We start from the raw sequence: 20,124 nt of genomic DNA on the forward strand, positions 1-20,124 counted from the left end.
TGTTATAAGTTTTTTTAATTGCAAGTTTGCGTTAATGAATTGATCCATTGTTGTACCAATAGCAGACCTTCGTCATGTACAACTGTTCTTCCCAATAATGGCATCATATTGCTTCCATCAGTGGATTGAAGTCTATAATGCATCACCGATTTATTATAATTTCCCGGAGCAACAATTTTTGAAATTGTAGAACTAGAACCCACAGGTTCTACCGCGGTGACACATACTCCGAGGTTTGCCAGGTTTGTGGTCTGGTTAAATTGTAATCTTAGGGCACGATAATCACAACGTGCATTTTGCTGATGGCAATGAGAACAGTTTGCATCCAGATAGGAGCGCAAACGTATATCCAAAGGTTTACTGGTATCGTGATAATCTACTGTAGAATTGATAGTAGCAGGATAACTCGCCAAATAACCTTCATCTACCAGTTTTTGTAACTGATTTTTAATATTCGTGGTAGAATAATTATAGAGGTTATTCAAATTTTGAGGCTTCGTACCAATCGGGATTGCTTTACCGTCTAATCTGTGGCAGGCAAAACAGTTATCTTCTGAAGGTATGCTATAATCTGTTGAGGCCACATCACCATTCGGTTTTTTGAACGTAATACTTTGTGTACTGCCATTTTCAAAATCTTCACCGGTTAAAAGACTCGCCTCTGTCTGGGCATCATTCCAAATATATTCTGCAAAGATCCAACCTGTAGATTTTCTTATCATCAGTCGGGTTTCTATGATCTTCATAGTATTATTTGGCTGTAAGGTGGTGTAATAGAAATTTTTTATCAAGGTGGTTCCAACTGGAAAATCGAGTGTTTTACCATCTTCTTCGTATATGGCTTTCGTACCTTCCGGCATCCAGATAAATCTTTTCTTCTGGGCATAATCCGTAAACAAAGAGCTAGCCGGTTCATAAGGAATCACTTTAGCTACTGGTGTCAAATTTTTAAGATCTCCACTAAAAAAAGAATAGGCTGACAATTTGGAATACGGGACAGCATTAATATCAAAATTGACAGTAGTACCCGAGATTGAAGAATCCACAACAGTTCCATCATCTTTGCAGGAAACCAACAATGAAAAGAGCATCAGAAAATACAGGTAATAGTTTTTTTTCATATTTTTATTTTATTCACAACGAATATAATAATTAATCCTGTTAGTCAGATTTTTTAAAACACAAAAATCACTAAATTCGCAAACTTAAGTTAGTCTGAAAAAAACAAAACAATTATAACCTTATCTCTATCTGTGATCATAGTTGCAGTATTGTATTCAGAATGCATCGCTTTTTCATCAAATTATATTATCTGATTTTCAAAAATCGTCTTGCTTCCATCGCTTTTGCTTTGGGAATCCTCTTCATTTGCGGATTTTCTGCTTCGAAAATCAATTTTGAGGAAGACATCAATCAGATCATTCCAAAAAATGAAAAATCTGATCTGACAGCAAAAGTTCTGAAACAGCTCAACTTTTCAGATAAGATCATCGTCATTATTGAGAACAGATCGAAAGATGATAACTTCCAGCTTTCTGAAACTGCCGATACTTTTTTAAATAAAACAGAACCGTTACAGAAATACATCAGTTCGGTCCAAGGGAAGGTAAACGACAATGAAATCTCCGAGACCTTTGATTTTGTAAATCAGAATCTCCCTTTGTTTCTGGATGAAAATGATTACAAAGAAATCGAAAGAAAACTCAATAAAGACAGCATTGCAAAACAGGTTGAAAACAATTATGTCTCGCTGGTTTCTCCAACAAGTTTGGTTACAAAAGAATTCATTAAAAAAGATCCACTTGGAATTACGTTTCTTGGAATCAAAAAACTGAATGCTTTGAATATCAGCAAAGATTTCAAACTGGAAGATAACTACATCGTTACCAAAGACGGGAAAAACCTTCTGCTTTTCATCGACCCGAAAAACAAAAGCAACGACACCAAGAACAATGAAGTTTTTGTTGATCAGCTCAACGAAATAAAAGATGACCTCAATACGCAATTCAAAGGAAAAACGGAGATCCGCTACTTTGGTTCGCCGGTAATCGCTGTTGCCAATGCTCAGCAGATCAAAAAAGATATTCAGAATACGGTCATTATCTCGATGACGGTTTTACTGGTATTGCTGATGTATTATTTCAGGAATTTCTTTACGCCTCTGATCGTTTTTTTACCGACCGTTTTTGCCGTTTTCATTTCGCTGATGATCTTATATTTCATTAAAGATAAAATTTCGGCAATTTCACTCAGTGTCGGAGCCATCCTCATCGGAATTACGATTGATTACGCCCTTCATATTTTGACGCATTACAAGCACAACAACAATATTGAAGAACTTTACAAGGAGATTACACAACCTATTATCCTGAGCAGTGCGACAACAGCCGTCTCATTTTTATGTCTGGTTTTTGTCCGTTCCGAAGCTTTAAAAGACCTCGGCCTTTTCGCAGCGATTACCGTTTTCCTATCTTCTTTTGCCGCCTTGATCATCGTTCCACAATTGTACCATCCGAAAGAAAACAGCGAGACCAATTCTAATTTTATTGATAAGATCGGAAATTATCCTTACGAAAAGAACAAACCTTTGATCATTGGCTGTTCTCTGATGATCATTGCCTGTCTGTTCGGATTTCGTCATGTTGGTTTCAATGAAGATATTGGTGATCTGAATTATATTCCGAAAGACCTGAAGATCAGCGAAGCCAAGCTTGAAAAATTATCGGATATTACTTCAAAATCGATTTACACAATCTCTTACGGAAATTCTGAAAGTGTAGCCTTGGCGAGAAATTCTAAGTTGAGCCAGTTTTTGGAAAAAGAAAAACGTGAAGGAAAAATATTAAGTTATAATTCGCTTGGAAATGTCGTTTTATCAAAAGAAGACCAACAAAAAAAGGTTGAAAGATGGAATAACTTCTGGAATCAAAACAAAAAAAATCAGACAATTTCTGAATTGGTTCAAAACGGGAACAAGTTCGGCTTCAATGCTGCTGCTTTTGACCAGTTCAATGAAAACTTAAACAAATCCTACTCTTCCTTAAGCTTAAAAGACTACGAAAAAATAAAGGCGCTCCAAATCTCAGAATTCCTGAGCAACGACAATGGTTTTTATACGGTTTCGAATGTGGTGAAAGTTGACGAAAAGAAACGAGATGCCTTCATCAGAGATGTGGAAAAAAACCATAAAGCTTTGGCAATCGACCGCCAACAAATGAACGAGAACTTTTTGGGCTTGCTGAAAAATGATTTCAACACCTTAATTAATTATTCTCTTTTAGCGATAATTTTAACCATTATTGTTTTCTTCAGAAATTTTGAATTGTCTGTTCTCACGATGTTCCCGATCGTTTTAACGGGAGTTGTGACCGCAGGAATTCTGTATTTTCTTGGTTTGGAATTAAATATTTTCAGCACCGTTGTCTGCACTTTGGTGTTCGGAGTCGGGGACGATTTCAGCATTTTCCTGACGAAAGCGATGCAAAAAGAACATACAACAGGGAAAAATGAACTTCCAACATACCGAATCTCGATTATTTTAGCCGTTTTCACAACGATTCTTTCGATTGGCTCTTTGATCTTTGCGAAACATCCGGCTTTGCATTCTTTGGCTCTGGTTGCTTTGATCGGAATGTTTTCCGTGATTGTCATTACCTCGACTTTATATCCGTTCTGGTTTAGGTTTTTAATTATCAACCGACAGAAAAAAGGATTATCACCGGTCACTTTTAGATTATTTTTAAATTCTGTTCTATCATTTTTATATTACGGTTTAGGCGGATCGATTTTTTCAGCGATTGGAAGTATCTTCGTGAAACGTTCGAAAGGAAGAACTTTAGATTTCATCAAATTAATTTTGGCAAAATTTCTGACATCCGTTTTATATTCAAATCCGTTTGTCAAGAAAAAAGTAATCAGGAATCCGAATGAAGATTTCGGTAAACCTGCGATCATCATTGCCAATCACACTTCTTTCCTTGACACATTGGCGATTGCAATGACAACACATAAGATCGTCTATCTTGTCAATGACTGGGTCTGGAACTCTCCTGTTTTTGGAAAATTGGTGAGGGCTTTAGGTTTTTTTCCTGTTTCCCAGGGCATCGAAAATGGAAAAGAAAAATTAAAAGAAAAAATAGATCAGGGTTATTCCCTCGTAGTTTTCCCGGAAGCGGAAAGGTCTTACACCAACAATATAAAACGATTCCACAAAGGTGCATTTTACCTGGCAGAAGAATACGATTTGGATATTCTTCCGATCTATATCCACGGAAATTCCGAAGTTTTACCGAAAGGCGACTTTGTCATATATGATGGAAGCATAACTGTAAAAGTAGGCACCAGAATTCACAAAGACGATTTGAGTTTTGGAAAAAATTATTCTGAAAGAACGAAAAAAATCAATGCTTATTTCCGTAAAGAATTTGCGAAACTGAGAGACGAAATTGAAGATGAAAATTATTTCAAGAAAAAATTATTCCTAAGTTTTCTTTATAAACAAACCGAGGTTATAAAAGCAATCAAAAAGGATTTTGAAATGAACAAATCAGTTTATTTCGAATTGAATAAGCATATTCCGGTTGACGCCAATATCTTGCATATTGCTGATGACTTTGGACAAAAAGATATTCTGATGACACTTCAACAAGCCGGAAGAAAAATATTCAGTTTAATAAAAAACAAAGAAAAAAGAGAAGTTGCCGAACAAAATTATCTTGTCAAAAGAAGGAAGATAAATTATATCAATAGCCTTTCAGAGATCTCAATAAACATTGATATTCTATTGGTATCTGACAAAAATTTTGACTTCAATGAAATTGAGATTTTACCAAAGAAAATCATTTTACTAAATGTTGATAATTCTTGTTTTCAAAATACCGATTTCAATTTAAAATTCGAATCAGACTCAATTAACATATTCTGCCGCGAATAATAAATATGAAAAGTATATTTTTGTATCAAATATACTTACTAATGCCAAAAAACATACTGGTCATTTATTATTCGCAAACGGGTCAATTAGAAGATATCGTAAAGAATATCGCAAGACCATTTGAAAATAAAAAAGACGAATATCAGGTCACATATTACAGCATCAAATTAAAAAAGGACTTTCCTTTTCCTTGGCCAAGCGATGTCTTTTTCAATACGTTTCCAGAATCCTATCTGCAAATACCAAGTGAGATCCTTCCTCCTCCGGAAGATGTTCTGAATCAAAAATTTGACCTTATCCTTTTCGGATATCAGGTTTGGTATTTGACACCTTCGATTCCGATCATTTCATTTCTGAAAAGCGGTTATGCAGAAAATATTTTGAAAGACACTCCTGTTGTTACCATCTCAGGAACCAGAAATATGTGGATGCTTTCTCAGGAAAAACTGAAAGTCTACCTGCGTGACCTCAAAGCTAAATTAGTTGGAAACATCGCGTTGGTTGACAGGCACGACAACTATACCAGCGTCCTTACCATTCTACGTTGGTTAACGACCGGCCAGAAAGAAAAATCCGGAATTTTACCAGCTGCCGGAATTTCTAATGAAGAAATTGCCGGTTCTGTAAAGTATGGTAAGATTATTGAAGAGCATTTCCGCAATAATAATTTAAAGAATCTCCAGCCCGATCTTGTGAAAAACGGAGCGGTAGAGATAAGACCTTTTCTGGTAAGAGTAGAGAAAGTCGGGAACAAAATCTTTACCGTCTGGTCCAATCTTATCATCAAGAAAAAAGAAAAACGCCCATTGCTGATAAAATTCTTTAAGGTATATTTGATGGCGGCGATCTGGGTCATTTCTCCCATCGTTTTAGTCTTTCATATATTATTAGCGCCGTTATTGTGGTTTAAAAGAAAAAAACAAAGAGAATATTTACAAGGAATTAATTTAAAATAGAAAATGAGTAACGTAGTATATCACCAAATCTTCTACATACCTGCCAAACGAACCGATAGCCAATGATGATATGGAAACCTATCTGGGTCTGGTAAACAATACACCTTCCAAAGCTAGAGCACTGATCTTGAGAAATAATCAGATCAAAACCAGATATTACGCCCTTGACAAAAATGGAAATCCAACTCATACCAACGCCCAGATTACAGCTAACGCAATCAATGGGCTTTTTGACGAGAATTTTAAAAAAGAAGATATGGAACTGTTGTCTTGCGGAACAACTTCTGCAGATCAGATCCAGCCGTCACACGCATCTATGGTTCACGGTGAATTGGGTATAAACAAATCTGTTGAGATCAACACATCAATGGGACTTTGCAACTCCGGGATGAATGCGCTTAACTACGGTTTCCTATCCGTAAAAGCTGGTGTGAAAAACAATGCTGTTTGTGTAGGTTCCGAGAGATTTTCTTCCTGGATGACAGCGGACAAATTTGACCACGAAGCGGAAAACCTGAAACTATTGGAAGAAAGACCAATTGTTGCTTTCAAAAGAGAATTTTTGAGATGGATGTTGTCTGATGGTGCCGGTGCATTTTTATTGGAAAATAAGCCGAGAGAAAACCAAACTTCTCTGAGAATAGAATGGATCGATTTCTATTCGTATGCTCACGAGATCGAAGCCTGCATGTATTCCGGATGTGAAAAACAGGAAGACGGAAGTCTGAGATCCTGGGCAGATTATCCTTCCGACGAGTGGTTGAAGCAATCGATCTTTGCTTTGAAACAAGACACAAAGATACTGGATCAATACATCCTTGTAAAAGGTGCACAGAGTCTGAGAACTTCTTTCGACAAACACCAATTGGATCCTGAAACTGTAGATCACGTTTTGGCGCACATTTCTTCCGGTTATTTCAAAGATGGACTAAAAGAAGAATTTGCAAAAGTTGGCCTGGATTTCCCTTGGGAAAAATGGTTCTATAATCTTTCCGAGGTTGGGAACATCGGTGCTGGATCCATCTTCATCGCTGTCGAACAACTGATGAATTCCGGAAAACTTAAAAAAGGAGAAAGAATTCTTCTTTGTGTTCCGGAAAGTGGGAGATTTGCCTATTCTTGTGCATTATTGACGGTTTGCTAATGGAAAACAAATTACCAGACTCCGACAAAGATTTCATAGAAAGTCTCATCCCGCAAAAGTTCCCTTTTGTAATGGTGAGTGGACTTCTGGAATATTCGGAAAATCATTTGATTTCCGAATTTGTCATTAAAGTAGATAATATCTTTGTTAATGAAAATACGTTTCAGGCTTCAGGTTTGATCGAGCATCAGGCGCAGAGTGTGGCTCTGCATACGGGTTATAAATATTTTCTTTTAGGCAAAGAATCTCCGACAGGCTACATCGGCGCTATCAAATCTTTTGAAGCTGAAAGTTTACCTCAAGTCGGAGACGTATTGAGATCGGAAGCTACAATCCTTAATGAAATGATGAGCGTAACGCTGGTAGAGATCATAACTAGAATCAATGATAAAGTGATTGCAAAATCGCAGATGAAAACCGTTGTGAAATAATTTTAAATGGAACTGAAGGACGAAAGCTTGATCAACATCCACAATTTTCTGCCTCATCGCGAACCAATGCTGATGACGGATTATATTTTGGAATTGAAGGAAGATAAAGTCATCACATCATTTAAAATCACTCAAGACAATATTTTTGTTTCTGATAACAAATTTATTGAAGCCGGATTAATAGAAAACCTGGCACAAACGTGTTCATCAATCCTCGGACAAAGTTTTTTTCAGAATCCGAATGTTGAGACAAAAGTGATTGGTTTCATTACGAATATCAAAAAAATAGAAATTTTTACATTGCCAAAAGTGGACGATATCATCATCTCAAAAGCGTCATTAATCTCTCAGTTTGAAAACATCTGCAACATTTTTTGTGAGACTTTTCTTGATGATGAAATATTAATCAGAGCCGAAATTAATTTGTTTATCCAAGAAGTAAAACAGTAACGATGAAAAAGCAAGATATTCCACAGGACGAAAGTAGTATGCAATCAGCAAATATGACCGAAATGTTATATGTGACTGATGAAAATAACAATTACACCACCGCACAAAGTATTGGTTGGGAAGCCAAAAAAGCAGCGTTGGACGAATCGATGGAACTCATCTACGAAAGAATTGAAGAAGCCAGACAAAATGTGGCCAACAATCTGGTGAGTCCAATCATTTATTTTATGGAACTGAATAAAATGGATTTACAAGTTCTTGCAGCTTATGTCGACAAATGGCAATGGACTGTGAAAAGACACGCAAAACCCAATATTTTCAAAAAACTCAGCGACTCTACACTGAAAAAATATGCAGATGCATTTGGCATTTCGGTAGACGAATTAAAAAACTTCGACGGTAAATAACAATGAAAATCAATTTTGAACATCACCAAACCGCACATTGCGAAAACGGTGTTGCCTCCAATCTATTACTGAATAAAGGTTTAAAACTCAGCGAACCAATGATTTTCGGAATCGGTTCCGGATTGTTTTTCGTGTATTTACCTTTCCTGAAAGTGAATTTTGCGCCGGGATTCAGCTACCGCCCGATGCCGGGTGCGATTTTCAGCAAAGCCGCAAAAAGGCTGGGAATTAAAATCAAAAGACAGAAATTCTCCAATCCAAAAGATGCGCAAACCGCTTTAGAGAAAAATTTAGAACAAAATATCCCGACAGGATTGCAGGTTGGTGTTTTCAACCTGACTTATTTTCCTGAAGAATATAAATTCCATTTTAATGCTCACAATCTTGTCGTTTACGGAAAAGAAAACGGAAGATTTTTAATCAGCGACCCTGTAATGGATTTTGCAACTTCCCTTACCGAAGCCGAATTGGAAAAAGTACGTTACGCAAAAGGTGCACTTCCACCGAAAGGTCATATGTATTTCCCAACGCACATTCCTGAAAATGTAAACTTGGAAGAAGCCATAAAAAAAGGAATTAAAGACACCTGCAAAAATATGCTCGCTCCGGTTCCTTTAATTGGTGTAAAAGCAATGCGCTGGGTGGCAAAAAGCATCCCGAAATGGGCAGATAAAAAAGGAACAAAAGTGACCAATCATTATTTGGGACAACTTATCAGAATGCAGGAAGAAATTGGAACAGGCGGTGGCGGATTCAGGTTTATTTACGGAGCTTTTTTACAGGAAGCTGCTGTCATTCTTAAAAACGACGAATTGAAAGAATTATCCAAAGAAATCACCGCAATTGGCGACCTTTGGAGAGATTTTGCTGTTGACATTGCGAGAGTTTACAAAAACAGAAATTCGAAAAGTGATATTTATAATCAGCTTTCAAAATCGATGCTTCACATCGCTGATTTGGAAGAAGCTTTTTACAAAAAACTGAGAAAAGCGATTTAGTTTGGAGAATATTATCGAAATAAAAAACCTTTATAAGAAATATAAAAATGCAGAAGAGTTTTCTGTAAATGATATTTCTTTAAATATATCTAAAAACGAAATCTACGGAATCCTTGGTCCAAATGGAGCCGGAAAAACAACTTTGATTTCTATGCTTTCAGGTTTAATTAAACCAACTTCGGGAAGTTTTACCATCAACGGACTTTCGCCTCAGAAAAACAGCACAAAACTCAAGCAGATTATTGGCGTTGTTCCACAGGAATATGCATTGTATCCAACTTTGACTGCCAAAGAAAATCTAATGTTCTTCGGAAGTCTTTACGGTTTAAGCCACAAAAAATTAAGAGATACAATTGATGAATCTTTAGAATTAATGGGTTTATCAAAATTTGCAGATAAAAAAGTCGACCAGTTTTCGGGAGGAATGAAACGTCGTTGCAATCTAATTGCAGGAACCCTTCACAATCCGAAAGTTTTGTTTCTGGACGAGCCGACAGTTGGAGTTGATGTTCAGTCTAAAAAAGCAATTATCGACTATCTTTTAGATTTAAATAAAAAAGGGACCTGCATCATTTATACTTCGCACCATTTATCGGAAGCGGAAGAATTTTGTACCCAAATTGCGATTATCGACCACGGAAAAATCCACGCAACCGGAACGCCTGAAGAATTGGTACAAAGAGTTACCAATGCAGAAAACTTAGAAGACGTTTTCATATCATTAACAGGAAAAGAACTGAGAGATGTTGTATAAACTGTGGAGAAGTTTTTTTAAGGAAATCCTTTTATTAAAGCGTGATATCGGAGGAATTGTCATTATATTTTTAATGCCTTTGTTGCTGATAATTACCATAACACTGATTCAAGATTCGACGTTTAAAAATCTGGAAGGTTCAAAAATTCCGATTATTTTCATTGACAACGACCATTCTGAGATTTCAAAAAGAATAGAATCCGAACTGAAAGCGAGCAAAAGTTTTCAGCTTTTGACCAATTACAATGAAAATTCGGCTAAAGAAGCTGTTTTTTCAGGGGAATATCAAATGGCAATTGTCATTCCTCAGAATTTGACGAAGGATATCAACTCAAATATCGATTCAAAAGTTCAGACGATTGTCAGTTCATTTGGATTAGAATCCGATTCGACTGCGACAAAAGTTGTAGCCTCAAAAGCAAAAGATATTCATTTATATTTTGACCCAGCAACAAACGCAGGATTCAAAAATTCTGTGATGAATGCCATCAACAAAATGGTTTTTGAGATTGAGAATAGAAAAATCTATAAAGCATTTCAAGACCAATTGGGGACGACAGAAGATTTGGATAACAAGAGTTTGATTACTTTTAAAGAAATTGCTCCGAAATCAGCTTTGGAAGCCAAACCCAACTCGGTTCAGCACAATGTTCCAGCTTGGGCGTTGTTTGCAATTTTCTTCATTGTGGTGCCTTTGTCGATTAATTTAGTTAAAGAAAAAAGTCAGGGAACGAGCGTTAGAGTTCGTGTGAGCCCGACTCCGTATTACATTCATATTTTAGGAAAAACATTTACATATCTGATTATTTGCGTCATTCAGTTTTTATTGATGGTTGCCGTTGGAATCTGGCTTTTCCCGTATATGGATTTACCGCAATTTGATGTGACCGGAAAAATGTTCAACCTTATCATCGTCACTTTGTTTGCTGGATTAGCCGCAATCGGATTCGGAGTTTTATTAGGAACAATTGCCGATACACAGGAACAGTCTGCTCCGTTTGGCGCAACTTCGGTTGTTGTTTTGGCTGCAGTCGGTGGAATTTGGGTTCCGGTATTTCTGATGCCTGAATTTATGCAGAAAATTGCAGCATTTTCTCCGATGAATTGGGGCTTGAATGCTTATTACGACATCATTTTAAGAAACAGCGGAATCGGCGAAATTGCCAAAGAATTGATTTTCTTATTTTTATTTTATGTAGCAATGGTTGCCATTGCATTATTTTACGAAAGAAAACAAAATGCAGTCTAAAGATTTAACTTGTACAGAAGAAGTACGCGTAAGATTCAATGAAACAGACCCGTTGGGAATTGTCTGGCACGGTCATTACATCGTGTATTTCGAAGATGGAAGAGAAGCTTTCGGAAGACAGCACGGTTTAACTTATCTTGATATCCAGAAAGCGGGATTTGTAACACCAATTGTGAAAAGTACCTGCGAACATTTTCTTCCTTTAAAATACGGAGAAACATTCAAGATTGTTACGACTTTCGTGAATTCAACTTCAGCGAAGTTGATTTATAAATACGAGCTTTTTAACGAAGAAAATAAATTGGTTTGTTCAGGAGAAACGATTCAGGTTTTCCTGGATTCTGACAATAATTTATGTTTGTATAATCCTGAGTTTTTTCAAACTTGGAAAGATAAAATGGGATTGTAATGAGGGAGGAAGTTTACATTACAGATTACAACTGCGTCACGCCTTTAGGTTTTGATCTTTCTTCGAACTGGAATGCCCTTTTGGAAGGCAAATCCGGTGTCGCTTTACATAAAATCATAGAAAATCAGGAGCCTTTTTATGCTTCGATGATTGACTTTGAGAAATTAGATGAAGAATTTAATAAAAACTTCAACAATCACAATTTTACTCGGCTTGAAAAAATGTTTTTGCTGAGTTTAAAACCTTTGGTAGAAAAACACTCAATTTCAGAAGACACCGCTTTTATTTTATCAACAACAAAAGGAAATATCAGCTTATTAAAAAATCAGAAAGCCTTACCGGAAGGCGTTTTTCTTTCAAAAATGGCTCAAAAGATTGCTGATTTTTTTGGATTTAAAACAAAACCGATTGTCGTTTCTAACGCCTGTGTTTCGGGAGTGATGGCGATTGCTGTAGCGAAGAATATGATTCAGTCGGGAAAATATAAAGATGCTTTTGTGATTGCCGGAGATGAAATTTCCGAGTTTGTGATTTCAGGATTCAATTCGTTCCAGGCAATTGGAATAGAAATTTGTAAGCCTTACGATAAAAACCGTAACGGAATCAATATTGGAGAAGCAACGGCAGCGGTTTACATCACTTCAGAATTAAATCAAAACGAAAAATTCAGTTTTAAAGTTCTTGGAGATTCAGCCATCAATGATGCCAATCATATTTCAGGACCTTCAAGAACAGGTGACGGATTATTTGCAAGCATCAGAAATGCAATGACAGAAGCAAACGTTTCAGCAGAAAAAATTGATTTTATTTCCGCACACGGGACTGCAACAATATATAACGATGAAATGGAAGCCATCGCTTTCAACAGAATGGAATTACAAAATGCCCCACTGAACAGTATGAAAGGTTATTACGGGCATTGTTTGGGCGCATCAGGATTATTGGAAAGCATTATTTCAATGGAAAGTGCTTTGAACAATATGTTAATTCCATCTAAAAACTTCAAAGAAACGGGAACTTCTCAACCTTTGAATATTATTAAAGAAAATCAATCTGCGGAAATCAAATATATTTTGAAAACAGCTTCAGGTTTTGGTGGGTGTAATGCGGCAATTATTTTAGAAAAATGCTAAAATGAAAATGATGAAGAAAACAGACATTTGCACCATAGAAAATTCAAAAATCGTTCTCAACAACGACATTATTTTTGAAACCCACACTGAAAATTTTTTAGATTTTGCGAAAGAAGCCTACAAAAGTTTAGAGCTGAATTATCCTAAATTCCACAAAATGGATAATTTGAGTAAGCTTGCTTTTCTCGCTTCTGAAATGATTTTAAAAGACGAAGACCATAGCAGAACAGCTTTGGTTTTCGCCAATAGATCATCAAGCCTTGACACTGATTTTAAATACCAGGAAAGCATCAATTCCCAGGACAATTACTTCCCTAGTCCTGCCGTTTTTGTGTATACTTTACCGAATATTTGCGTTGGCGAAGTCAGCATCAAACACAAAATGCAGACAGAGAATGCTTTTTTTGTCTTGGACAATTTGGATGAAGAATTTCTAAACAATTATTCGGAACAGATTTTGCAGTCCGGGAAAGCCGAAAAAGTCTTATGCGGCTGGGTAGAACTATATCAGGAAAGTTATCAAGCTTTTGTATATTTGCTAAACAAGTAAAAAATTAACTATCAATAAAGTGTATCAGACTAAAAATCTATACGTTGACAAATAAAAATTATGAGCGACTTAAAATTAGAATTAAAAAACAAAATCGTAGAAGTTCTTAACCTTGAAGATGTTGCTGTAGAAGACATCAAAGACAACGACCCATTATTCGGAGGTGGTCTTGGATTGGATTCTATCGATGCTCTGGAACTTATCGTTCTTCTCGAAAAAGAATATGGAATCAAATTATCTGATCCGAAAAAAGGAAAAGAGATCTTCCAATCTATAGAAGTCATGGCGAAATTCATCGAAGAAAATCGCACAAAATAATTGATGGGTCAAAAAATTGCCATAACAGGAATGGGCATCGTCTCTGCGATCGGAAACAATGTTGGGGAAAATCTAAGTTCGCTAAAATCCGGAAAACACGGAATCTCGGATATCAGCTTATTTGAGACACGTCATTCTGGAAATATCAAAACCGGCGAAATCAAATTGTCTAATGAAGAATTGGTGCAAAAACTTCAGTTAAATGAAGATAATAATGCGACAAGAACCTCTTTATTAGGAATGGTTGCTGCAAAAGAAGCCGTAGAAAGTGCCGGAATTTCAGATATTAATGAATATAAAACAGGTCTTATTTCCTCAACAAGCGTTGGCGGAATGGATGTTACCGAAAAATATTTCTACACCTACGAAGACTTCCCTGAAAAGCAAAAATATATCGACGGTCACGATGCGGGGAATTCATCTCTTCAAATCGCTGATTATCTCGGCTTAAAAGGTATGGTTTCGACCATCAGCACAGCTTGTTCATCTGCTGCTAATGCGATTATGATAGGTGCAAAGCTTATTAAAAATGGAATTCTAGACAGAGTAATTGTCGGTGGAACGGATTCTCTTTCAAAATTTACTTTGAACGGGTTCAATACATTGATGATTCTTACTGATTCTTACAACACACCTTTTGACAATGACAGAAAAGGTCTTAATCTGGGCGAAGCAGCCGCTTTCATCATTTTGGAATCTGACGAAGTCGTGAAAAAAGAAAATAAAAAAGTTTTGGGTTATCTTTCGGGATACGGAAATGCCAACGATGCACATCATCAAACTGCTTCTTCGGAGAACGGACAAGGTGCTTATTTAGCCATGGAAAAAGCGTTGAAAGTTTCAGGTTTGGATAAAGAAAACATCGATTATATAAACGTTCACGGAACAGCAACTCCTAATAATGACCTATCCGAAGGCATTGCTATGATTCGGATTTTCGGAGAAAACCAAGTTCCGGAATTCAGCTCTACAAAAGCTTTTACTGGCCATACTTTGGCTGCGGCGGCAGGGATTGAAGCGGTTTATTCGCTGTTGGCCATTCAAAACAATCTCATTTTCCCGAATCTGAATTTTAAAACTAAAATGCAAGAATTTGATTTGAAACCTGTGACTGAACTCAAAGAGAAAAATATCGATCATGTCCTTTCCAACTCATTTGGTTTTGGAGGAAATTGTTCAACTTTAATTTTCTCAAAATCGTGAGTGCAGTTTATATCAACAGTGTAGCCTGTATCTCGGTTCAGGACACTTTAAATGAAAATTTCTTCGAGAATTTACAACCTCAGAAATCTTTTCAGGTTTTAAAAGCTATCGAACCGAATTACAAAGAATTCATTCCACCTGCAATGAGCAGAAGAATGTCCAAAACTGTAAAAATGAGTTCTGTAGCTTCACAATACGCTTTGAAAGAAGCCGGAATCGAAAATCCTGATGCCATCATTGTCGGAACAGGAATGGGTTGTTCCCAGGATTCTGAAAAGTTTTTGAAAAATGTGATTGATAACAATGAAGAATTTCTGACGCCTACATTTTTTATCCAGTCCACACATAATACGGTTGCTGGACAGATTGCTTTAGGATTGCAATGCCACGCTTACAACTTCACTTACGTGAATACATCTTCGTCTTTGGAATTTTCTATGTTAGATGCAAAACTTCAAATCAATGATGACGAAGCCGAAAATGTCTTGGTAGGCTCTACAGACGAGCAAACCGACAGAACGATGGAATTGTACAAACTCAACAATACCATTAAGAAAGAAGAGAATCTTCCGGTTGAATATCTTAATTCAAAAACAGAAGGTGTCATTTGGGGAGAGGGCGCCAGCTTTTTTGTTTTAGGAAAAGATAAAACAGAAAATTCTTATGCACAACTAAGAGATATTCAAATCATTAATAAATCAGAATTAGCAGAAACTCAACAATTCGTTGGGGATTTTTTAGCTAAAAATAATTTGAAAAATGATGAAATTGATGCTGTGATTTTAGGTTACAGTGGAGATTCGGAATCTGATGTTTATTATCAAAAAGCCTCACAATTATTTCTAGATTCATCTTTATTATATTACAAACATCTGAGTGGAGAGTTCAACACAGCAAGCGGTTTTTCAACATTTATGGCTTGTCATATTCTGAAAAGACAAGAAATTCCGGAGGTAATGGAAATTAATTCTGTGAAAAAGGAAGAAATTAAAAACATTCTTCTTTACAATCATCTTGGAGGAAACGACCATAGCTTGGTCTTGCTGGAGAAAGCTTAATAATTCTGGGCAATATTAAAAAGTAACTTTGTCATTCCGTAGGAATCTAAACAAAGCTGTCGAGATTCCTACGGAATGACAAGACAGGTTAAAAATCGGAAAATGAAATACTATTCTTTCATCTTACTTTATCTTTTTTGGAACAGCTTCATTTATGTTTTCAATGGAAGTATCTGGATGTATATTTTCTGTTTCATCCTCTTTTCAGCAACTGTGGTTTGGGGTTCATTTGATATTCAATTGAAATATTTCATTAATTCTATCACACAAAAAAGAACCAAAATCAAAGAAGTTGCTTTGACTTTTGATGACGGACCAACTGAACTGACTCCGAAATTTTTGGATCTATTAAAAGAAAAGAATATAAAAGCAACTTTTTTCTGCATAGGAAAACAGATTGAAAAATATCCCGAAACGTTTCAAAGAATTATTGCAGAAGGCCACGCAATAGGGAATCATACTTATTCTCATTCCAATAACACCGGATTTTTATCGAGTTCGAAAATGCTTGGGGAAATCAAAAAATGTGATGAAGTAATTTTTAAAATCGGGAATATTAAAACCAATCTGTATCGTCCGCCTTTCGGGGTCACCAATCCGAATATTGCAAAAGCTATCAAAAAAACTCAGAAAAAAAGTATTGGCTGGAACGTCCGTTCATTGGATACTGTAACTAACAACGAAAAGAAAATCTACAATAGAATCACGAAAAATCTTAATAAAGGGAGTATTATTCTGCTCCACGACACTTCGGAGAAAACTCACAATGTTTTGGTCGAATTATTGTTATTTTTGGAGCGTGAAAAGTACTCGACTTTCACGATGGATTCAATGACTAATTCTACAAATAATGATTAGAAATATAGCTTTAAGCTCCTTTTTATTGATCTCAGGTTTCGTCTTTGCGCAAAATACAGCGATGACTTCTGCAGAATCTAAAGCATTTGTAACGAAAGTTTCTTCTGAAACAAAAGAAATCAAAACATTACAAGCAGATTTCACGCAAACAAAAAAGATGGATTTTCTGGATAAAAGCATTGTGACTTACGGAAAAATGTCTTTAAAATCTCCAAATTCATTGAGCTGGAAATATACAAAACCCTACCAGTACAGCATTATTTTCAAAGACAACAAGATTTACATCAACGACCAGGGGAAAAAATCTTCTGTTGATGCAAAAAGCAAGACCTTCGAAAAAATCAATAAACTGATTGTTGGAAGTTCAAACGGACAAATGTTCAATGACCCGGAATTTTCTGTGAGTTATTTCAAAAATGCCAGCTTCAACATTGCCAAATTCACTCCGAAATCTGCTCAGCTATTGAAATATATCAAACAAATCGAATTGCAATTCCCAAAAAATGAATCAACTGTTTCTCAGGTCAATATGACGGAAGCATCAGGAGATACTACGAATATTGTTTTCAAAAATACAAAGATCAATGCGTCGATTGCTGCTTCAGAGTTTTCTTTATAGTCCGATTTTTTTGCTGTTGACTTCTTGTAAAACTTACAAGCTGGAAAATGTAGAACCTTTGCCAATTCACAAAAGTTTCAAGTCCGAGAATCTTTACTTCACTTCATCTCAGGATTACGTTTATAAATGCCAGATGGAAGTTTATGGTAATGATATCAGCGGAATTCTTATCATTAAAAAAATTTCCGAAACGGCACATCGCGTTGTAATGACCTCTGATTTTGGAAACAAAATGATTGATTTTGAGATCGGCGAGAACAATTATTTCAAACTCAATTATGTCTTGGCAGATCTGGATAAAAAAATGGTCATCAATTTCCTTAAAAACGACTTCCAGGAATTACTGAGAAAAAGCTATCCCATTTCTGAAAGATTTGAGAACAACGAATCTATCATTGATATTTCTAAGATTGATAAAAATATCTACTATCTGTTTTTTGATAAGAAAAACGACATCCTCACTCAAATCATTTACATCAAAAACAACAGAGAAAAAATCAATTTCTCTTTTGATGCGAAAAAGTCTACTTTTGCAGAGATAATCAATCTTCAGCACAAAGATTTTAAAATCAATATCAACCTGAATCAAATTACTGAAACAGAACAAGAAACAGAATAACCATGCAAACCATACTTACAGATTTTTACACTTTACATTCTTATGAAAAGGCCGATAACGGAAATTTCTTGGCCAATATCCTGTTGAACAAAGAACACGATATTTTTAAAGGTCATTTTCCGGGAAATCCTGTCACTCCAGGCGTTTGTATGATGCAGATCGTAAAAGACCTGACAGAAAAATTCACTGGCTCAAAATTATTCTTGAAATCGGCTTCCAATGTCAAGTTTATGGCAATCATCAATCCATTTGAAACACCAGATTTAGTTTTGGATTTGGATATCAATGAAACTGAGGACGAGATAAAAGTAAAGAATACAACAATTTTTGGCGAAACTATTGCATTGAAACTATCGGTTACTTATAAAAAATTGTAGTTATGAAACTGATGCTATCAATATTTGCATTTTTCGTGATGTTCTTTCAATCTTCGGATCTGGAAACTTTGAGAGACAGTTATGCAATAGCAAATCAATCCAAAGAAAATGCTAAAAACTTCATCGAAATTGCTGACAAAAAAACGTCTTCCGACCCTGTAATCTCCGGCTACAAAGCAGCAGCCAAAGTTTTGGAGGCAAAGGTAACAACAGACGGTAAAAGAAAAGCACTCGTAAAAACTGGAGCAACTAGTTTAGAAAGCATTATTAAAAGTAATCCTAATAATGCTGAATTACGTGTGATAAGAATGAGCGTTCAGGAAAATATTCCAAAAATTGTAGGTTACAATAAGAATCTTAAAGAAGATAAAGAATTCATTCTCAGCAACTACAGTAAGCAAAATTCTGCATTGAAAAGCTACATCAAAAAATTTGCGACACAATCCAAGACAATGACCGCTGCAGAAAAAGCGACCTTAAAATAATGACCATCCACGAAGTACAAAATGCAATCTTCGAAAAGAAAATTTGCGTTTTAATCCCTACTTACAACAACGAAAAAACTCTGAAAAGAGTAATAGATGGTGTATTAGTTTACACCGAAAGCATTATTGTGATCAATGATGGTTCTACAGATTCCACAAAGGAGATTCTTAAAGATTATCCTCAAATTTCAATCCTTAATTTACCCGAAAACAAAGGGAAAGGAAATGCGCTTAAAATTGGTTTCAGGAAGGCAAAAGAATTAGGTTTTGATTTTGTGATCACCATTGATTCTGACGGGCAACATTACCCTGATGACATCCCAGTTTTTGTAGAAGCTTTACTTGAGGAAAAAGAAGATGTTCTTCTGATTGGAAATCGCAATATGTCGCAAGACGGTATCCCAAGAAAAAGTAGCTTTGGAAATAATTTTTCTAATTTTTGGTTTTGGTTCGAAACCGGAATCAAATTAGAAGACACTCAGTCCGGTTACAGACTTTATCCATTAAATAAAATTCCGGAAAAATATTTCACGCCGAAATTTGAATTCGAAATTGAAATCATCGTGAGAACCGCATGGCGACATATTCCAGTTAAAAATGTTCCGGTAAAAGTTTTGTACGACCCGGCTGAACGTGTTTCCCATTTCCGACCGTTTCGGGATTTCACCAGAATTAGTATTTTGAATACGATATTGGTTTTCATCACTTTGGTTTATATCATTCCTAGAAACTTCATCAGGAATTTCAAAAAAAAAAGTCTTAGAAAATTTATAAAAGAAGATGTTCTGGAAAGCGACGGGAGCAATCGTAACAAAGCTTTTTCTATTGCTTTGGGGATTTTTTTCGGGCTTTCTCCGTTTTGGGGATTTCAGACTGCGATTGTAATTTCTCTGTCAGTGCTTTTTAAGCTGAATAAAGTTTTGGCATTTGTTGCCTCAAATATCAGTTTGCCGCCTTTTATTCCTTTCATCATTGCTGGTTCTTTGTTTATTGGAGCTCCTTTTGTAAGCGGTGAGAATAATTTTTTCAATCAGGATTTGAATTTTGAATTGGTTAAAAACAATCTCCTTCAATACATCATTGGAAGTTTTATTCTGGCAACAATAGCTTCTATAATTGTCGGAATTGGTTCTTATGTCCTTTTGAAAAAGATAGACCCGAAAAACGGCTAGA

22 protein-coding genes are annotated in these 20,124 nt (G+C 35.9%); 21 read left to right on the forward strand and 1 reads right to left on the reverse strand.

From position 1 onward, the window contains the following. Positions 1-14: 14 nt before the first annotated feature. Positions 15-1,121: a hypothetical protein gene (locus tag RTX21_RS09775; protein WP_312767234.1), complete on the reverse strand. Its 1,107-nt coding sequence runs from the start codon at positions 1,119-1,121 to the stop codon at positions 15-17. A 161-nt stretch (positions 1,122-1,282) separates the two neighbouring features. Here RTX21_RS09775 and RTX21_RS09780 point away from each other — a divergent pair, with 161 nt between their 5' ends. The 21 genes from RTX21_RS09780 to RTX21_RS09880 all read left to right on the forward strand — a co-directional run bounded on the left by RTX21_RS09780 (position 1,283) and on the right by RTX21_RS09880 (position 20,123). Further along, entirely contained in the window at positions 1,283-4,933 is a 3,651-nt protein-coding gene (locus tag RTX21_RS09780) for an MMPL family transporter (RefSeq protein WP_312767235.1), read from the forward strand. A 41-nt stretch (positions 4,934-4,974) separates the two neighbouring features. Continuing rightward, entirely contained in the window at positions 4,975-5,889 is a 915-nt protein-coding gene (locus RTX21_RS09785; protein ID WP_312767237.1) for a dialkylrecorsinol condensing enzyme DarA, read from the forward strand. Between the two features lie 19 nt (positions 5,890-5,908). Continuing rightward, entirely contained in the window at positions 5,909-7,033 is a 1,125-nt protein-coding gene (locus RTX21_RS09790; RefSeq protein WP_312767729.1) for a beta-ketoacyl-ACP synthase III, read from the forward strand. After that, complete coding sequence (locus RTX21_RS09795; protein ID WP_312767238.1) at positions 7,033-7,464, forward strand: hypothetical protein; 432 nt, start codon at positions 7,033-7,035, stop codon at positions 7,462-7,464. The genes RTX21_RS09790 and RTX21_RS09795 overlap by 1 nt, the downstream gene beginning before the upstream one ends. 6 nt (positions 7,465-7,470) lie before the next feature. Further along, entirely contained in the window at positions 7,471-7,914 is a 444-nt protein-coding gene (locus RTX21_RS09800; protein WP_312767239.1) for an ABC transporter permease, read from the forward strand. A 2-nt stretch (positions 7,915-7,916) separates the two neighbouring features. Then, the gene (locus RTX21_RS09805; RefSeq protein WP_312767240.1) at positions 7,917-8,321 is read left to right on the forward strand and encodes a hypothetical protein; all 405 of its coding nucleotides are present in this window, start codon (positions 7,917-7,919) and stop codon (positions 8,319-8,321) included. Positions 8,322-8,323: 2 nt separating this feature from the next. Next, positions 8,324-9,319, forward strand: coding sequence for a BtrH N-terminal domain-containing protein (locus tag RTX21_RS09810; protein ID WP_312767241.1), 996 nt, complete (start codon positions 8,324-8,326; stop codon positions 9,317-9,319). Position 9,320: 1 nt separating this feature from the next. After that, positions 9,321-10,073: an ABC transporter ATP-binding protein gene (locus RTX21_RS09815; RefSeq protein WP_312767242.1), complete on the forward strand. Its 753-nt coding sequence runs from the start codon at positions 9,321-9,323 to the stop codon at positions 10,071-10,073. After that, complete coding sequence (locus tag RTX21_RS09820; protein WP_312767243.1) at positions 10,063-11,322, forward strand: ABC transporter permease; 1,260 nt, start codon at positions 10,063-10,065, stop codon at positions 11,320-11,322. Before RTX21_RS09815 ends, RTX21_RS09820 begins: the two co-directional genes overlap by 11 nt. Further along, positions 11,312-11,731 carry an acyl-CoA thioesterase gene (locus tag RTX21_RS09825; RefSeq protein ID WP_312767244.1) on the forward strand — a complete coding sequence of 140 codons (420 nt, stop codon included), beginning with the start codon at positions 11,312-11,314 and terminating at the stop codon, positions 11,729-11,731. Before RTX21_RS09820 ends, RTX21_RS09825 begins: the two co-directional genes overlap by 11 nt. Beyond that, a complete protein-coding gene (locus tag RTX21_RS09830; protein ID WP_312767245.1) occupies positions 11,731-12,864 on the forward strand; it encodes a beta-ketoacyl synthase N-terminal-like domain-containing protein in 1,134 nt (377 codons plus the stop codon). The genes RTX21_RS09825 and RTX21_RS09830 overlap by 1 nt, the downstream gene beginning before the upstream one ends. Before the next feature lie 7 nt (positions 12,865-12,871). After that, positions 12,872-13,414 (forward strand): 3-oxoacyl-ACP synthase, encoded by a 543-nt coding sequence (locus tag RTX21_RS09835; RefSeq protein WP_312767246.1) that lies wholly within the window; start codon positions 12,872-12,874, stop codon positions 13,412-13,414. Positions 13,415-13,474: 60 nt separating this feature from the next. Further along, entirely contained in the window at positions 13,475-13,732 is a 258-nt protein-coding gene (locus RTX21_RS09840) for a phosphopantetheine-binding protein (RefSeq protein WP_312767247.1), read from the forward strand. Between the two features lie 3 nt (positions 13,733-13,735). Continuing rightward, complete coding sequence (locus tag RTX21_RS09845) at positions 13,736-14,935, forward strand: beta-ketoacyl-[acyl-carrier-protein] synthase family protein (protein WP_312767248.1); 1,200 nt, start codon at positions 13,736-13,738, stop codon at positions 14,933-14,935. After that, complete coding sequence (locus RTX21_RS09850; protein WP_312767249.1) at positions 14,932-15,993, forward strand: beta-ketoacyl synthase N-terminal-like domain-containing protein; 1,062 nt, start codon at positions 14,932-14,934, stop codon at positions 15,991-15,993. The genes RTX21_RS09845 and RTX21_RS09850 overlap by 4 nt, the downstream gene beginning before the upstream one ends. A 102-nt stretch (positions 15,994-16,095) precedes the next feature. Next, positions 16,096-16,851 carry a polysaccharide deacetylase family protein gene (locus RTX21_RS09855; protein ID WP_312767250.1) on the forward strand — a complete coding sequence of 252 codons (756 nt, stop codon included), beginning with the start codon at positions 16,096-16,098 and terminating at the stop codon, positions 16,849-16,851. Next, on the forward strand, positions 16,844-17,470 hold the full coding sequence (locus RTX21_RS09860; RefSeq protein WP_312767251.1) for an outer membrane lipoprotein carrier protein LolA: 627 nt from the start codon (positions 16,844-16,846) through the stop codon (positions 17,468-17,470). The genes RTX21_RS09855 and RTX21_RS09860 overlap by 8 nt, the downstream gene beginning before the upstream one ends. Further along, complete coding sequence (locus tag RTX21_RS09865) at positions 17,436-18,089, forward strand: hypothetical protein (RefSeq protein ID WP_312767252.1); 654 nt, start codon at positions 17,436-17,438, stop codon at positions 18,087-18,089. The genes RTX21_RS09860 and RTX21_RS09865 overlap by 35 nt, the downstream gene beginning before the upstream one ends. Before the next feature lie 2 nt (positions 18,090-18,091). Further along, on the forward strand, positions 18,092-18,466 hold the full coding sequence (locus RTX21_RS09870; RefSeq protein WP_312767253.1) for a 3-hydroxyacyl-ACP dehydratase: 375 nt from the start codon (positions 18,092-18,094) through the stop codon (positions 18,464-18,466). Between the two features lie 2 nt (positions 18,467-18,468). Further along, the gene (locus RTX21_RS09875) at positions 18,469-18,951 is read left to right on the forward strand and encodes a hypothetical protein (protein WP_312767254.1); all 483 of its coding nucleotides are present in this window, start codon (positions 18,469-18,471) and stop codon (positions 18,949-18,951) included. Next, a complete protein-coding gene (locus RTX21_RS09880) occupies positions 18,951-20,123 on the forward strand; it encodes a DUF2062 domain-containing protein (protein WP_312767256.1) in 1,173 nt (390 codons plus the stop codon). Before RTX21_RS09875 ends, RTX21_RS09880 begins: the two co-directional genes overlap by 1 nt. Position 20,124 lies beyond the last annotated feature (1 nt).

The organism is Epilithonimonas sp. (assembly GCF_032054305.1).
Lineage (GTDB): Bacteria > Bacteroidota > Bacteroidia > Flavobacteriales > Weeksellaceae > Epilithonimonas.

What these genes read in the sequence shown, in the direction of transcription:
- RTX21_RS09870 (WP_312767253.1), top strand. Translation starts at nt 18,092, where the DNA reads ATGCAAACCATACTTACAGATTTTTACACTTTACATTCTTATGAAAAG.
- RTX21_RS09845 (WP_312767248.1), top strand. Translation starts at nt 13,736, where the DNA reads ATGGGTCAAAAAATTGCCATAACAGGAATGGGCATCGTCTCTGCGATC.
- RTX21_RS09775 (WP_312767234.1), bottom strand. Translation starts at nt 1,121, where the DNA reads ATGAAAAAAAACTATTACCTGTATTTTCTGATGCTCTTTTCATTGTTG.
- RTX21_RS09820 (WP_312767243.1), top strand. Translation starts at nt 10,063, where the DNA reads ATGTTGTATAAACTGTGGAGAAGTTTTTTTAAGGAAATCCTTTTATTA.
- RTX21_RS09830 (WP_312767245.1), top strand. Translation starts at nt 11,731, where the DNA reads ATGAGGGAGGAAGTTTACATTACAGATTACAACTGCGTCACGCCTTTA.
- RTX21_RS09795 (WP_312767238.1), top strand. Translation starts at nt 7,033, where the DNA reads ATGGAAAACAAATTACCAGACTCCGACAAAGATTTCATAGAAAGTCTC.
- RTX21_RS09805 (WP_312767240.1), top strand. Translation starts at nt 7,917, where the DNA reads ATGAAAAAGCAAGATATTCCACAGGACGAAAGTAGTATGCAATCAGCA.
- RTX21_RS09840 (WP_312767247.1), top strand. Translation starts at nt 13,475, where the DNA reads ATGAGCGACTTAAAATTAGAATTAAAAAACAAAATCGTAGAAGTTCTT.
- RTX21_RS09825 (WP_312767244.1), top strand. Translation starts at nt 11,312, where the DNA reads ATGCAGTCTAAAGATTTAACTTGTACAGAAGAAGTACGCGTAAGATTC.
- RTX21_RS09780 (WP_312767235.1), top strand. Translation starts at nt 1,283, where the DNA reads ATGCATCGCTTTTTCATCAAATTATATTATCTGATTTTCAAAAATCGT.
- RTX21_RS09865 (WP_312767252.1), top strand. Translation starts at nt 17,436, where the DNA reads ATGCGTCGATTGCTGCTTCAGAGTTTTCTTTATAGTCCGATTTTTTTG.
- RTX21_RS09800 (WP_312767239.1), top strand. Translation starts at nt 7,471, where the DNA reads ATGGAACTGAAGGACGAAAGCTTGATCAACATCCACAATTTTCTGCCT.
- RTX21_RS09785 (WP_312767237.1), top strand. Translation starts at nt 4,975, where the DNA reads ATGCCAAAAAACATACTGGTCATTTATTATTCGCAAACGGGTCAATTA.
- RTX21_RS09835 (WP_312767246.1), top strand. Translation starts at nt 12,872, where the DNA reads ATGATGAAGAAAACAGACATTTGCACCATAGAAAATTCAAAAATCGTT.
- RTX21_RS09880 (WP_312767256.1), top strand. Translation starts at nt 18,951, where the DNA reads ATGACCATCCACGAAGTACAAAATGCAATCTTCGAAAAGAAAATTTGC.
- RTX21_RS09860 (WP_312767251.1), top strand. Translation starts at nt 16,844, where the DNA reads ATGATTAGAAATATAGCTTTAAGCTCCTTTTTATTGATCTCAGGTTTC.
- RTX21_RS09855 (WP_312767250.1), top strand. Translation starts at nt 16,096, where the DNA reads ATGAAATACTATTCTTTCATCTTACTTTATCTTTTTTGGAACAGCTTC.
- RTX21_RS09875 (WP_312767254.1), top strand. Translation starts at nt 18,469, where the DNA reads ATGAAACTGATGCTATCAATATTTGCATTTTTCGTGATGTTCTTTCAA.
- RTX21_RS09810 (WP_312767241.1), top strand. Translation starts at nt 8,324, where the DNA reads ATGAAAATCAATTTTGAACATCACCAAACCGCACATTGCGAAAACGGT.